At 42.3% G+C, this 14052-nt stretch carries 12 protein-coding genes; 11 read left to right on the forward strand and 1 reads right to left on the reverse strand.

All coding sequences use genetic code 11. The features are described from left to right. Positions 1-34 precede the first annotated feature (34 nt). Positions 35-922 (forward strand): DMT family transporter, encoded by an 888-nt coding sequence (locus PSPO_RS01650; RefSeq protein WP_010561179.1) that lies wholly within the window; start codon positions 35-37, stop codon positions 920-922. Positions 923-1011: 89 nt separating this feature from the next. On the opposite strand, the gene PSPO_RS01655 is transcribed toward PSPO_RS01650, so the two are convergent. Continuing rightward, entirely contained in the window at positions 1012-2625 is a 1614-nt protein-coding gene (locus PSPO_RS01655; RefSeq protein ID WP_010561178.1) for a S41 family peptidase, read from the reverse strand. Positions 2626-3015: 390 nt separating this feature from the next. Here PSPO_RS01655 and mraZ point away from each other — a divergent pair, with 390 nt between their 5' ends. The 10 genes from mraZ to murG are packed head-to-tail and all read left to right on the forward strand — an operon-like array spanning position 3016 to position 14030. After that, positions 3016-3474 carry a division/cell wall cluster transcriptional repressor MraZ gene (gene mraZ, locus PSPO_RS01660; protein ID WP_010561177.1) on the forward strand — a complete coding sequence of 153 codons (459 nt, stop codon included), beginning with the start codon at positions 3016-3018 and terminating at the stop codon, positions 3472-3474. 13 nt (positions 3475-3487) lie between these two features. Beyond that, a complete protein-coding gene (rsmH, locus tag PSPO_RS01665) occupies positions 3488-4423 on the forward strand; it encodes a 16S rRNA (cytosine(1402)-N(4))-methyltransferase RsmH (protein WP_010561176.1) in 936 nt (311 codons plus the stop codon). Beyond that, on the forward strand, positions 4423-4749 hold the full coding sequence (gene ftsL / locus PSPO_RS01670) for a cell division protein FtsL (protein WP_040641515.1): 327 nt from the start codon (positions 4423-4425) through the stop codon (positions 4747-4749). Before rsmH ends, ftsL begins: the two co-directional genes overlap by 1 nt. Continuing rightward, a complete protein-coding gene (locus PSPO_RS01675; RefSeq protein WP_010561174.1) occupies positions 4746-6593 on the forward strand; it encodes a peptidoglycan glycosyltransferase FtsI in 1848 nt (615 codons plus the stop codon). Before ftsL ends, PSPO_RS01675 begins: the two co-directional genes overlap by 4 nt. After that, a complete protein-coding gene (locus PSPO_RS01680) occupies positions 6580-8040 on the forward strand; it encodes a UDP-N-acetylmuramoyl-L-alanyl-D-glutamate--2,6-diaminopimelate ligase (RefSeq protein ID WP_010561173.1) in 1461 nt (486 codons plus the stop codon). The genes PSPO_RS01675 and PSPO_RS01680 overlap by 14 nt, the downstream gene beginning before the upstream one ends. After that, positions 8037-9422: a UDP-N-acetylmuramoyl-tripeptide--D-alanyl-D-alanine ligase gene (locus PSPO_RS01685; RefSeq protein ID WP_010561172.1), complete on the forward strand. Its 1386-nt coding sequence runs from the start codon at positions 8037-8039 to the stop codon at positions 9420-9422. Before PSPO_RS01680 ends, PSPO_RS01685 begins: the two co-directional genes overlap by 4 nt. Then, complete coding sequence (gene mraY, locus PSPO_RS01690; protein ID WP_010561171.1) at positions 9416-10498, forward strand: phospho-N-acetylmuramoyl-pentapeptide-transferase; 1083 nt, start codon at positions 9416-9418, stop codon at positions 10496-10498. Before PSPO_RS01685 ends, mraY begins: the two co-directional genes overlap by 7 nt. Continuing rightward, positions 10499-11806: a UDP-N-acetylmuramoyl-L-alanine--D-glutamate ligase gene (murD, locus tag PSPO_RS01695; protein WP_010561170.1), complete on the forward strand. Its 1308-nt coding sequence runs from the start codon at positions 10499-10501 to the stop codon at positions 11804-11806. Further along, positions 11803-12975 carry a cell division protein FtsW gene (gene ftsW / locus PSPO_RS01700; RefSeq protein ID WP_010561169.1) on the forward strand — a complete coding sequence of 391 codons (1173 nt, stop codon included), beginning with the start codon at positions 11803-11805 and terminating at the stop codon, positions 12973-12975. Before murD ends, ftsW begins: the two co-directional genes overlap by 4 nt. Beyond that, positions 12972-14030 (forward strand): undecaprenyldiphospho-muramoylpentapeptide beta-N-acetylglucosaminyltransferase, encoded by a 1059-nt coding sequence (gene murG, locus PSPO_RS01705; protein WP_010561168.1) that lies wholly within the window; start codon positions 12972-12974, stop codon positions 14028-14030. The genes ftsW and murG overlap by 4 nt, the downstream gene beginning before the upstream one ends. Positions 14031-14052: the final 22 nt, after the last annotated feature.

The following is a 14052-nucleotide window of genomic DNA, read 5'->3' on the forward strand; positions in this document are numbered from 1 at the left end:
AATCTAGTGGAAAGAATTTTATTGAGGAAATAGTATGTTAGGTGAAGTGGCAGCGTTAGCTGCGGCTTTTTTTTGGGCTTTAGCAAGCCTGCTGTATGGTCGCTTTAGTCATCACTTTAGTGCCTTGCAGCTTAATTTGGTTAAAGGTGTTATTGCTGCATCATTAATGTTGCTTACGCTGCCTTTACTGCCAAATGTGGAATTTTCTTTATCGCCTGAGCATATAGGGATTTTGTTATTTTCAGGTGTGATAGGTATTGCTATTGGTGATAGTGCTTATTTTGCGTCATTAAAGCGCATAGGCGTAAATAAAACTCTCTTGCTTGAATCAATCGCTCCGCCACTTTCCGGTATTTTAGCGGTATTTATACTTGGAAGCTTATTAACTTGGCAGAGTTGGTTAGGAGTGTTGGTAACGACCTTTGCGGTAGCCTTAGTGGTAATGCAGCCTGAAACCCATACCCAAAAAGTGAATGCAGCTGGCATAGGGTTTGGTTTATTAGCCAGTGTTTGCCAAGCCTCGGGCGTGGTGATTTCTCATTATGCCCTTGTTGCTGGCGATATTGAGCCGTTACTAGGAGCAGTACTTAGACTACTTGCGGGTGTGGGCGTGCTGCTTTTAACCCTTGTACTGATTAAACGACAACAGTTAGCCCAGCTAGTTACTGGTTTTTCAAAAATGGCACAGCGTGAGTTTGTATTACTATTACTTGCCATTGTGGTGGGGACCTTTTTAACGCTTTGGTTGCAGCAAATTGCACTTAAATATGCGAATCCGGCTGTAGCGCAAACGTTAATTGCCACATCACCTTTATTTATTTTATTGTTTTCAATTTTAAAAGGGCAAATCCCTTCTGGAAAAACGCTGTTTGGCACTGTGCTTGCGGTTGGCGGGATTTCGTTGTTTTTTATTTTCCGGTAATTAGTATGAAAAAAATGCTGTGAAGAAGATATATAAATAAAAAAGGTGGCAAGGCCACCTTTTTCTAGCGTTAATAAATAAACCGCCGTTTATTTATTTGTAGTCTCAAGAGGCGTAAAGATCGCATTATTTTCAATCATTTGTTGCGTACGATCTTGTGGCATTTTAAGAGGCTCCCCAACAACTTGTTTAGCCGTTGTTGATGTCTTTGGTGCATAGCTTGCAGCAATTGGTGGGCAGCTGCCTCGTTCGATGTGGTAAAGCGCAGCTGATAGCATGCCTTCTGAAATATCACCGAGTGGACGAGTTAAGTCATCACTTACCGTACAGCCGCGCACTTCGTTTTGGAAGTTAGGATTTTGCTTAGGAATTAGTCCATCAGAGTACTCACCAAAACCTTTATCATTTACACCGCTAAACTGAATTGTGAAATAGGTTGTACTGCAATTATCGGTTGGAACAAAGCCATAAGGCTTACCACATGTTTGGCCACCAATTAATACAACATCTAAATCAATACCTTTTAAGCCGTTAATTAGTGCTTCACTTGCTGAACAAGTTGAATCACTCGATAACACGTATACCTTATTTAGGCCTACGGTTGGTAAATCGATATTAGTTAAATTACCGTTTTGCCAATCAATTTTTTTATCATAGAAGCCGATAGTTTCATCGTTAGACCATTTGCCATTGTACTTAAGCGTATAATAATCTCGGTTTTGCGTATTCACATCACCGGCAATCATATAAGCAAGCTGTGAAGAAAGCGCGAGCAAACCACCGCCGTTGTATCTTAAATCAACTACCAGCTCGCTAACATTTTGGTTCCTAAATTGGGTGAACTTGTTGATTAGATCATCTTGCGCGTCGCTGATATTAAATGTATCGAATTGAATATAGCCAACCGTTTTACCTGCATGGACAAAGGTATTGGTCGCTTTAACTGGCGAAAGATCATAACTACCAGATGTCACTGTAATGGTCCTTTCTGCGCCAAATACATCTTTTACCGTGATGTCATGACTTTGACCATTATTTGTCGGAAACAAACCGGCATTAAGTGTGTCAACATCATTGCCATTTAAGAAATCAGCACCATCCACTTTGATGATTTGATCGCCACGTATAAAGCCTGCTGTATCTGCAGGTGAACCTGGTTCAATAGTTGCCACATATAATGTGCGTGGAAGCGTGAAACGACCTTCTGCATCGAGGTTACGCGCTTGCCAGCGAATGCCATATCCTGAAGATGCACTACCTTGCGTGCGCTTACGGTACTCAGCGGTATCTTGTGCGAAGTGGAAATTATCTTTATCTGCCCCTGAGCTGGTTTTGGCAAAGGTTTTAAGTACGTCGAAATAAGCCTGTGGTGTACTGTAATTGGCAGGATCGACATCTTCAACTTCATCGAACCAGAGGTATGATTCATGATTCCAAGAACGTAACCACATTTTTTCATCTGTGAGTGTACCAGCACGATCTTTATATACTTCATTGGTATAAGGATCAGACCCCGTACGAACAACGGCACATTTATTTGCAAATATCTCTTTTGCTTTAAATTCACCGGCAACCCATGAATTATCGCCGCCACCAATACCATTATCTGGGTCTACGTCTGAGCTTGAATCACTATTACAGGCTACTAACATCGACATTGATAACGCTAAGGTAATTCCTTTTTGCAATTTACTGAACTTCATAAATATTTCCTTAAATAAGATCGCAATTTATCGTAACAAAATATCAGAGGGTCAAAATAACAACAACTTTTTACAGTTAAAGTTTGTAAAAGCACTATCTGTTATGCGTATGCTTTATTTTCTTAAACCATAAATATTCGATCGCTTTTTGTGCAAAAAGTTTTAATGCTAGGCTAGTAAAGGCTTGATCTAAGATCTCTCTCCACATTTTTCCACTAAATTCATTAACTTTGCTCTAGCCCTTATCAATAAAGGGCTAGCGAGAAAAATATTATTGTTACAATTCTTGACAAATACCTGTGTCAAGCCCTAGACTCTAACGTTGTGGAGAAAAGTGGTAAAAAATGGATCTCAGTGGATCGGCACTAATAACAAAATGGGAACGCTTACATGTTTCGTGGCGCACATGCAATTAACCTCGACGACAAAGGACGCTTGGCAATACCAACCAAGTTTCGTGCTTTATTGCAGGCAGATTGCGAAGGCCAGTTAGTGTGCACGATTGACTTAAAAGATCCCTGTCTTTTGTTGTATCCGCTAAGTGAATGGCAAGAAGTTGAGCAAAAACTGAGTCAGTTATCGAATATGGTTGAAGCGGAACGCCGCGTTAAACGTATTTTACTTGGTAGTGCGATGGAATGTCAGCTTGATAAAAACGGCAGAATTTTATTGTCATCTCCACTCCGAGCACATGCAGGGCTCAATAAAAAATTAATGTTAGTTGGTCAACTCAATAAGTTTGAGCTTTGGGATGAAGATACTTGGAATGAAAAACTACAACAAGATATCGCCCAAGAACAGCAAAAAGATCTGACCGTTAGCGAACGACTACAAGATTTCAATTTTTAATAATAGGCGCCCTATGTCTCAAAGCCAACAGCATATTTCCGTGTTACTCGACGAAACGATCGAGGCTTTAGATATTAAGCCAAACGGTATTTACATCGATGGTACCTTTGGTCGAGGCGGTCATTCGGGCGAAATTCTAAAACGCCTAGGTGGCCAAGGGCGACTCGTTGCGATAGATCGCGACCCAACGGCAATTGAAGCGGCGAAAAAGTTTGCCGATGATGCGCGCTTTCAGATTGTGCATGATCGCTTTTCAAATATCCGCCAGGTAGCTGAAAACCTCAACTTGTTAAATCAGGTTGATGGTATTTTGCTAGATATTGGTGTTTCAAGTCCGCAGCTTGATGAAGCAGACCGTGGTTTTAGCTTTATGCATGATGGTCCACTGGATATGCGTATGGACCCGAGTTCTGGCCGCAGCGCAGCGCAGTGGTTGGCAGAAGCGGAACTAGAAGACATCACTTTTGTTATTAAGAAATATGGTGAAGAAAAATTTGGCCGCCGTATTGCGACCAAAATTATTGAAACGCGCGATGAGCATCCAATCACAACGACTAAGCAACTTGCAAAGTTAGTTGATGAAGCAGTACCAGTAAAAGATAAGCACAAGCATCCAGCAACACGTACGTTTCAGGCAATTCGAATTTATATCAACAGCGAGCTTGAAGAAATCACCACAGCTTTACAAGGCTCGCTTGATGTACTTAAGCAAGATGGCCGTTTAGCGGTAATTTCGTTCCATTCACTCGAAGATCGCATTGTTAAGCAATTTATTAAAAAGCAAAGCAAAGGCGAAGCAGTACCGCGAGGCCTTCCGCTTACTGATGAACAGTTAAAACAAAACCTAACGTTAAAAGCGATAGGTAAGGCTATTAAACCGAGCGAGCAAGAAATAGCTCGCAATAGCCGTGCGCGCAGCTCCGTACTTAGGATCGCTAAGAGGTTGTAGTGGCTAGTAAAAATAATACACGTCAGCCAAACCTGTTTATCGAGATCACTAAGGGACTTTTTAGGGAGAAAGTCACATTGGGGCTGCTTTTTTCTATTTTTGCTTCGGCATTTGCCGTAGTGATGGTTACCGATGCGTCGCGTGCGGAAGTGATCAAACAAGACACGTTATTACAACAAAAAGATGAATTAGATTTGGCGTGGGGCTATTTGGTTGTAGAAAGTGAATTCTACGCACAGCATGCCCGAGTTGAAGATATCGCCAAGAAAAAACTTGATATGAAACGACCAGAACGCAAGGATGAAAAGCTGGTGGTATTACCATGAAACGACATAGTACTAAACCAAAACAAGGCAGCTTAATTCGCTGGCGATACTTATTGGTATGTGCCACGATTTTTGCCGTATTTGCAACTCTGGTTGCACGCGCCGCTTACATTCAGGTTATCGAACCTGATTTTGCTGTGTCTGAAAATGATAAACGTACGGTACGCGTAGAAAAGGTTAATGTACAGCGTGGTTTAATTTTAGATCGCCATGGTAACGAACTGGCGATTAGCGTACCGGTAGTAAGTGTTTATGGTGACCCAAAACAACTTGATAAGGCCTTAACAGCCAAGGTTTATAGTCTTGCACGCAAGCATGCGAGAGAAAATCAGCTTGATATTAAACAAGCGGTCAAAGCATTAGATAGTGATCCCGCACGCGTCGCAAAAGAAAAAATTGAAATCTATAACAGCGATTCGCGTTGGCAGGATCTCGCTGAAGTATTACGCCTGCAAAAGCCGTTAATTGATGGAAAACTAACAAGCGACAATACTCGTCGCTTTGTGTATTTAAAACGTCAGGTGACTCCACCGGTAGCACGTTATATTTCAGAATTAAAACTGCCTGGAATTTACCTACTCGACGAATCAAAACGCTTCTACCCAGCGGGTGAAGTCACTGCGCACGTACTTGGCTTTACTAACATCGATGGTGAAGGCATCGAAGGCATTGAAAAACTTTATAATGAAGCGTTAACTGGTGAAGCGGGTAAACGTACCATTCGCAAAGACGCACAAGGTCGAGAAATTGAAATTCTTGATGAACGTGCGCGTATTGAACCTGAAAATATCCAACTGAGCATTGATCAGCGCATTCAATCACTGGCTTACCGTTCTTTAAAATCAGCGGTGCTGAGTTATAAAGCAACATCGGGTAGCGCTATGGTTGTTGATGTAACGACTGGTGAAGTTTTGGCTATGGTGAATAGCCCGTCGTTCAATCCAAATAATTTAAAAGATGCGGCGCCACATAAACGCCGTAACCGCGCAATTACCGACTTATTTGAGCCTGGCTCAACGTTAAAGCCTATTTCGGTTTTAGCTGGACTGGAATATGGCACCATCGATTTTGATACTGTGATAAAAACCAAAGGGTGGATGCGTGTTGGCGGTAGTATTGTTACTGACGGCAAGAACAATGGCCCAATGGATCTGCGCACAATTTTACAAAAATCGTCAAATGTGGGTGTATCAAAAATAGCGCAAACCATGCCTAAGCAAGACTTTATCGGTTTCTTCCAACGTTTAGGGTTTGGTGAAGAAACTGGCACAGGTATGGTTGGTGAAAGTGATGGCTTATTTACACCGCATGGTCGCTGGTCTGATTTTGAGGTGGCAACATTAGCCTATGGCTACCGAATTTCAGTAAGTACTGCGCAAATGGCACGTGCTTATGCGGCTATCGGATCTGGTGGCATTAACCGTCCTCTGACGATTTTAAAACAAGAAGGCAAAGTACACGGTGATCGTGTGTTTGAAGAGCGTAATGCTTTTGCTGTACTAGAAATGATGGAAAGCGTTTTTGAACGCGGCGGTACAGCAAGACGTGTAAAACTGGATGGCTATCGCGTTGGAGCTAAAACGGGTACATCAAAAAAAGCTGCATTTGGCGGCTATGGTGATGAATATGTCGGTTACTTCGCAGGTATTGCGCCAGTATCTGATCCGCGTTTAGCGGTTGTTGTTATGATCAATGAACCGGGCGGTGACGTTTATTATGGTGGTGATGTTGCCGGCCCTGCGTTTTCTGAAATTATGTCGGGATCGCTGCGAATCTTAAATGTTGCACCAGATCTTGAAGCTGTCGCGCAACTAAATCAACGGCGGGACTATGTTACCTATTGATCGCGCATTGCTCGCAATAGGTGAACCTAGCTGCGGCATTAAAACACATAAACTGACTTTAGACAGCCGGGCCATAGCGCCCGGTACTGCGTTTATTGCGATTAAAGGTCATCAACTCGATGGTTCACGTTTTATCGATAACGCTTTGGCAGCTGGCGCTGCGCTGGTACTTGTTGATAGCGAATGTCAATATCAACCAAATCTAGAGAATGTACACGTTATTGATGGCTTAGCGAACAAACTGAGTCTTTTTGCGAGTGCTTTTTATGGCGTGCCGAGTACGCAATTTAAATTAGTTGGCGTTACAGGCACTAATGGTAAATCTACCGTAACGAGTATGATCGCAAATCTGGCCAGTGCACCCGAGCAAAAAACAGGTGTTATTGGTACACTTGGCTGGGGTCAAACCGAAAAGCTTACGCCACTGGCTAACACCACGCCTTCAGCCATTGACCTACAAGATTTATTTTGGCAAATGCGTGACTATGAATTAGTGGCAATGGAAGTGTCGTCTCATGGTTTAGTGCAACAGCGAGTGGCGCATAGTGCATTTGATATTGCGGTGTTTACTAATTTAAGTCGTGATCATCTTGATTATCATGGCACTATGCTCGCGTATGGCGAGGCAAAATTATCACTACTAACCAATTTCTCAACGAAATGTAATGTCGTTAATTTTGACGATGCGCAAGTAAAGCAATGGCTCGCAGAAGGTCGTATTCCTAACCCAGTTCTATTTGGTGAAAACCTGCCAACCGATATTAGCTATCCGTTTGTCTCATTTGATAATGCAAAGTATTCAAAACAAGGCTTATGTTGTGATATTCGCTCGAGCTGGGGAAGCCACAAAGTTACTGTACCTTTGTTTGGTAAGTTTAATTTATATAACTTAACCGCAGCACTCGCGACATTACTGAATTTAACATATGACTTTAATTGGTTAATTGATAAAATTGACCAATTAGATGCGGTAGTCGGAAGAATGCAAGCTTTCAGCGCAGATAATAAACCTACCTGTATTGTCGATTATGCCCATACACCAGATGCCCTTGAACAAGCATTGATTGCATTGTCGGAACATGTTGGCAGCAATATCACGTGTGTGTTTGGCTGTGGTGGTGACAGAGACAAAGGTAAACGCCCACTTATGGCGCAAATAGCTGAAAAGTATGCAAATAAAGTAATTGTTACTAATGATAATCCGCGTACAGAGGATGAAAAAGCAATTACCGCAGACATTTTAGCTGGATTTGCAGCTGCTGAACGAGCTGTGGTTGAGCATGATCGCTATCAAGCTATCGCGCATGCGATTGCCACCACCTCTGCTGAAGGCATTGTTTTAATTGCTGGCAAAGGCCACGAAGACTACCAAATAATAGGCACTAACACGCTGCACTTTAGTGACAGCTTAGTTGCACAGCAGATTTTAAAAGGGGAAAGCGCATGATTACGGCTGATCTAAACTGGATTGCAGACGTCTTAGGTGTGTCATACCGCGGCGAAAATGTAGCATTTTCAACAATTGTAACCGATTCAAGAAAATTACAAGCAGGCGAAGTGTTTTTAGCACTTAAAGGACCAAACTTTGATGGTCATAAATTCGCCCAAACAGCACAAAAATTAGGTGCTAAAGCGTTGATTGTTGAAGTAGAACAAGATGTCGATATCCCTCAGTTTATCGTTGAAAACTCTCGTCTTGCATTAGGTAAATTAGGCGCAGCTGTGATGGCTAAAGTAAGTCCTAAAACTGTTGCGATGACGGGAAGTGTAGGTAAAACCACTGTTAAAGAAATGACCGCGGCGATTTTATCGCAGCTTGGTGAAGTACTGGCGACCGATGGTAATTTTAATAACGATATTGGTGTACCTCTTACCCTGTTGCGATTAGAAGAAAAGCACCAGTATGCGGTGATTGAACTGGGTGCAAATCATTTAGGTGAAATTGCCTATACCACTGATTTAGTAAAACCGCATGTTGCGGCGATTACCAATGTGGCGGAAGCGCATTTAGAAGGTTTTGGCGACCTATTTGGTGTAGCGCGTGCAAAAGGCGAAATTTTCTTAGGCTTACCTGAAAACGGTGTGGCAGTGGTTAATGCCGATAGTGAGTTTATTGACTATTGGTTAGCACGCCTTGAAGACAAGCAGGTAACTCAGTTCTCAGCCACACAGCACAAAGATATTTGGGCTGAAAACATAATATTAGATGATTTTGGTCGTGCAAGCTTTGACCTTGTTTATAAAGGTGAAGCGGTGCGAGTTGATTTGCCGATCCCAGGTTCACACAATGTCACTAACAGCTTAGTTGCTTCAGCGCTGGTACTTCCGCTGGGCGTTAGTTTAAAACAAGTTGCATCTGGCTTAAGTAATATGCCGCAGGTAAAAGGGCGCGTGAATATTATTGAGGTCTCGCAAAAGCTGACTCTTATCGATGATAGCTACAATGCTAATCCAGGCTCGGTTCGTGCAGCAATTGACCTACTAAGCGGTATTAACGGCAAAAAAATACTGGTTTTAGGTGATATGGCTGAACTTGGTGAAGATGCACGTGTCTATCACCAAGAAGTAGGTGAATACGCCAGAGACAAAGGCATAGACCATGTATATACATTAGGTGTGCTTAGTCAATCGGCGAGTGATGTATTTGAACAACCTGGCCGCCACTTCTCAACCCGCGAAAAACTTGTCGATGCGTTAAAGCAAGCGTTACTTAACGATGCAGCTAGCGGCAATGAGCGTACAACAATTTTGATAAAGGGTTCGCGTAGTTCTCGAATGGAACTACTTGTAGACGAGCTCAATAATAAGAAAGGTGAACAGTCATGTTAATGTGGTTGGCTGAATATTTAACACAATTTTACTCAGGCTTTAACGTTTTTTCGTACTTAACGTTTCGCTCTATTTTAGGTGTGTTAACCGCACTTATGCTGTCGCTTTATTTTGGTCCAAAATTGATTCGTCGTTTGCAGCTAATGCAAATTGGTCAAACTGTACGTGATGACGGCCCAGAATCGCATTTATCTAAATCAGGCACACCAACAATGGGCGGCATTTTGATTTTAGGTTCTATTTTTGCCAGTACATTGTTATGGGCTGACCTAAGCAACCGTTATGTATTGGTCACGTTATTTGTTATCGGCTCACTTGGTGTTGTGGGTTTTATTGATGACTACCGTAAAGTAGTACGTAAAAACACTGACGGCCTGATTGCCCGTTGGAAATACTTTTGGCAGTCGGTAATTGCTTTAACTGCCGGTGCATTTTTATTTTACAGTGCTGCGTTACCGCAAGAAACTGCGCTTGTTGTACCTTTCTTTAAAGAAGTAATGCCACAGCTTGGCTTGTTTTACATTGTAATGGCTTACTTTGTAATTGTTGGTACATCAAACGCCGTTAACTTAACCGATGGATTAGACGGACTAGCTATTGTACCTACGATTTTAGTTGCGGGCGCATTTGCATTTATTGCGTACGTAACCAGTAACGTTAATTTTGCCAACTACCTACATATTCCTTATATCCCAGAAGCGAGTGAACTAGTTGTTCTTTGTACTGCGATTGTGGGGGCGGGTTTAGGTTTCTTATGGTTTAACACATATCCAGCGCAAGTATTTATGGGCGATGTAGGTTCGCTTGCGCTAGGTGGTGCACTTGGCATTATCGCGGTATTAGTGCGACAAGAATTGGTACTCGTGATTATGGGTGGTGTTTTTGTAATGGAAGCACTATCGGTTATTTTGCAGGTGGGCTCATACAAATTGCGCGGCCAACGTATATTTCGCATGGCACCCATACACCATCACTATGAATTAAAAGGTTGGCCAGAACCACGGGTAATTGTGCGTTTTTGGATTATTTCGGTGGTTTTAGTTTTAGCCGGTTTAGCAACATTAAAGCTGAGATAAATGAATTATTTAGACGAACTTAAAAACAAAAAAATTATTGTGCTTGGGCTGGGTGTATCCGGTCTGAGCACAATGCGTTTTTTCGCTCGTAAAAATATTGCGTTTAGCGTTGTGGATAGTCGTGATTTGCCACCTAATGCTGATATTGCTACACAGCTTGCAACAGATACACATTTTGGTGCCCTTAATGATACGTTGTTTAAAAACGTTGATTTAATCGTTATTAGCCCAGGTATTGCGCTTTTTAACATGTATATACAAGATGCAATAACCCGTGGTGTAGAAGTGATTGGCGATGTTGAGCTATTTGCTCGGATTAATACCAAAGCTGTGTATGCGGTAACAGGCTCTAATGGCAAGTCGTCTGTGGTTACACTAACGCGCGATGTATTAAAGCAAGCGGGTTATAAAGTGGCGCTTGCGGGCAACATTGGTACACCGGTACTGGATGTTATTGACCAAGATTACGATTGCTATGTATTGGAGCTATCGAGCTTTCAATTAGAGACAACGCATTCGTTAGTGTGCGAAGCAAGTTGCGTGCTAAACATTAGTGAAGACCATATGGATCGTTACGACAGCCTTGGTGATTATGCTTACGCTAAACAGCGCATTCATTTACACAGTAAACACGTGGTTGTTAATTTTGATGATGCATTAACCCATTGTGAGCAAACGCCAGGTGTTAGTTTTGGTGCGCAACAAGGTGATTACACGATTTCGCAGCAATGCTTCAATGTACACGGCAAACAAATGTTGAGTACTGATGAGCTAAAAGTGATTGGATTACACAACCAATTAAACGCGCTTGCAGTTATGGCGCTGTTAGAAAATCTTAAACTGCCAGTTGATGTGTTTAAAACGGCGTTTAATCAGTTTTCAGGGCTTGCTCATCGCTGCCAATTAGTATGTGAAGATAACGGCGTACTATATGTTAATGACTCCAAAGCGACGAACGTTGGTGCAACACAAGCTGCATTAACAAGCTTAGCTAAAGGTAAAAATATTATTTTATTAGCGGGCGGTGTTGGCAAAGGTGCTGATTTTTCACCATTAAAAGTTGATATTGAAACGACCGTTAAACAGCTTATAACCTTTGGTAAAGATAAAGCTCAGATAGCGGCGTTATGTGAAAACGCAATTCAGACAAGTTCATTTGAAGATGCCGTATTACAGGCGAAGGCTATCGCTGTTTCAGGCGACATTGTATTGCTAGCCCCTGCGTGCGCGAGTTTTGATATGTTTAACAGCTTTGAACATCGTGGCGATGTATTTGTTGAGTTGGTTAACAAGGCGGTGAAATCATGAAGGTGCTTGAGTTTTTAAAAGCGCAATTTCATGTGCGCTCAAATACACTTTACGATATTCCTCTTATTTATTGCATGGTTATTTTGATTGGCGTTGGTTTTATTATGGTAACCAGCGCGTCGATGCCTACTGCAATTCGTATGTTTGATAACCCTTTCCATTTCACCATTCGCCACGTGGTGTATTTAGTGTTGAGTATGAGTTTGTTGATGATCTCAACCAGCTTACCGATGAGTTTTTGGAAAAAGGCCAATTTACCGCTGTTGCTGGCAGGTGTACCTATGTTAATCGCGGTACTGGTTATCGGTCGTGAAGTAAACGGTTCAACGCGCTGGATTGGTTTAGGACCGATTAATATTCAAGTATCTGAAGTTGCTAAGTTATTTTTCTTTTGTTATCTCGCTGGTTACTTGGTTCGCAAAAAATCTGAGGTGCAAGAAAACTTAAAAGGCTTTATTAAACCACTAGCTGTATTTACGGTTTATGCATTTTTGATTTTGATGCAACCCGATTTAGGTACGGTAGTAGTAATGTTTGTTACAACTGTGGGTTTGCTGTTCTTAGCGGGCGCACGTTTGTGGCAATTCTTTGCTCTGATGATGGCAGGTGTTGGCTTAGTGGTATTGCTGATCGCCAGTTCACCTTATCGTCGTGCACGTATTACTGGCTTTATGGATCCTTGGGATGACCCGTTTGGTAAGGGTTATCAATTGGTTCAGTCGTTAATGGCATACAGCCGTGGAGATTGGTTTGGCCAAGGGTTAGGTAATAGTGTGCAAAAACTACAATATCTGCCTGAAGCGCATACCGACTTTATTTTCGCGATTTTAGCCGAAGAGACCGGGTTTATCGGCGTATTGAGCGTGTTAACTGTGTTATTTGTGCTGATTTTTAGAGCGCTAAATGTTGGCTTTAATGCCCTTAAAGCTGGTAAAGACTACGAAGGTTATTTGGCGCTAGGTATCGCAATTTGGTTCGCCTTTCAAAGTATGGTTAATGTTGGGGCGAGCGCGGGTATTTTACCTACCAAAGGCCTGACTTTGCCGTTCGTATCGTATGGTGGTTCAAGTTTATTAGTAATGACGGTTGCAGCCGGCATTTTATTGCGTGTTGATTTTGAGGTGAAAATGGCGACAAAACAAGCCACTGTAAGAGGGCGAAAATCATGAGTAAGAAAATAATGATTGTCGCTGGTGGCACAGGGGGGCATATCTTCCCCGGGATCGCCGTAGCAAATTATCTGCAAGAGCAAGGTTGGCAAGTAGTGTGGTTAGGCACCTCCGACCGAATGGAAGCGGATGTTGTACCGCGTCACGGCATTGATATTCGCTACATTGATGTTAAAGGGGTGCGCGGTAATGGCATTATGCGTTTACTAAAAGCGCCCTTTATGGTGGCGAAAGCGATATTGCAAGCACGTAAAGTGATGAAACAAGAAAAGCCAAATGTATTACTTGGCATGGGTGGTTATGTTACAGGGCCTGCTGGTGTAGCAGCAAAGTTACTAGGCATTCCGGTACTAATTCATGAGCAAAATGCGGTTGCTGGCCTTAGTAACAAGTTGCTTGCCAAAATTGCAAATCAAGTGATGGCGGCGTTTCCTTCGGCATTTGATAGTGCAAAATGCAAAATTATCGGTAATCCCGTTCGCAGCAGTGTTGCAACAGCTCAAGTAGAGAAAGACAGCGAATGCTGCAATATTTTGGTGGTTGGCGGCTCGTTAGGTGCAAAAGTATTTAATGATCAATTACCTGATGTGTTTAAAACGCTGGCACAAGAAAGTAAATTGGCTATTTTCCATCAGACTGGTAAAGGTCACTTGGCGGAAGTAACCAAACGTTATGAAAAAATGGCGCTTAACGCACAGGTGAACGAATTTATTCATGATATGGATAAAGCTTATGCGTGGGCAGATATTGTTGTATGTCGCGCAGGCGCGTTAACGGTAAGCGAAGTTGCTGCCGCGGGGAAAATGGCTGTATTTGTGCCATTTCCATATGCCGTTGATGATCACCAAACTGCAAACGCCAATTACCTTGTAGCGCAACAAGCTGCGTTACTCATTCAGCAAAAAGATATGACGCAAGACGACTTGGTTGCCTTGCTAAAACCCTATGTTCAAGATAAGTCACGGGTATTAAAAATGGCTGAAAAAGCAAAAGCGGCAGCCAAATTAGATGCAACACGCGATGTTGCAAATTTATGTATCGAATTTAGTAAGTAAGAGTAGAACATTGAAAAAAGAT

Origin of the sequence: Pseudoalteromonas spongiae UST010723-006 (assembly GCF_000238255.3) — a bacterium.
GTDB lineage: Bacteria > Pseudomonadota > Gammaproteobacteria > Enterobacterales > Alteromonadaceae > Pseudoalteromonas > Pseudoalteromonas spongiae.

Excerpts from the sequence above, each read along its gene's own strand:
- PSPO_RS01650 (WP_010561179.1), top strand. The coding sequence starts at position 35 with ATGTTAGGTGAAGTGGCAGCGTTAGCTGCGGCTTTTTTTTGGGCTTTA.
- PSPO_RS01655 (WP_010561178.1), bottom strand. The coding sequence starts at position 2,625 with ATGAAGTTCAGTAAATTGCAAAAAGGAATTACCTTAGCGTTATCAATG.
- mraZ (WP_010561177.1), top strand. The coding sequence starts at position 3,016 with ATGTTTCGTGGCGCACATGCAATTAACCTCGACGACAAAGGACGCTTG.
- rsmH (WP_010561176.1), top strand. The coding sequence starts at position 3,488 with ATGTCTCAAAGCCAACAGCATATTTCCGTGTTACTCGACGAAACGATC.
- PSPO_RS01675 (WP_010561174.1), top strand. The coding sequence starts at position 4,746 with ATGAAACGACATAGTACTAAACCAAAACAAGGCAGCTTAATTCGCTGG.
- PSPO_RS01680 (WP_010561173.1), top strand. The coding sequence starts at position 6,580 with ATGTTACCTATTGATCGCGCATTGCTCGCAATAGGTGAACCTAGCTGC.
- PSPO_RS01685 (WP_010561172.1), top strand. The coding sequence starts at position 8,037 with ATGATTACGGCTGATCTAAACTGGATTGCAGACGTCTTAGGTGTGTCA.
- mraY (WP_010561171.1), top strand. The coding sequence starts at position 9,416 with ATGTTAATGTGGTTGGCTGAATATTTAACACAATTTTACTCAGGCTTT.
- murD (WP_010561170.1), top strand. The coding sequence starts at position 10,499 with ATGAATTATTTAGACGAACTTAAAAACAAAAAAATTATTGTGCTTGGG.
- ftsW (WP_010561169.1), top strand. The coding sequence starts at position 11,803 with ATGAAGGTGCTTGAGTTTTTAAAAGCGCAATTTCATGTGCGCTCAAAT.
- murG (WP_010561168.1), top strand. The coding sequence starts at position 12,972 with ATGAGTAAGAAAATAATGATTGTCGCTGGTGGCACAGGGGGGCATATC.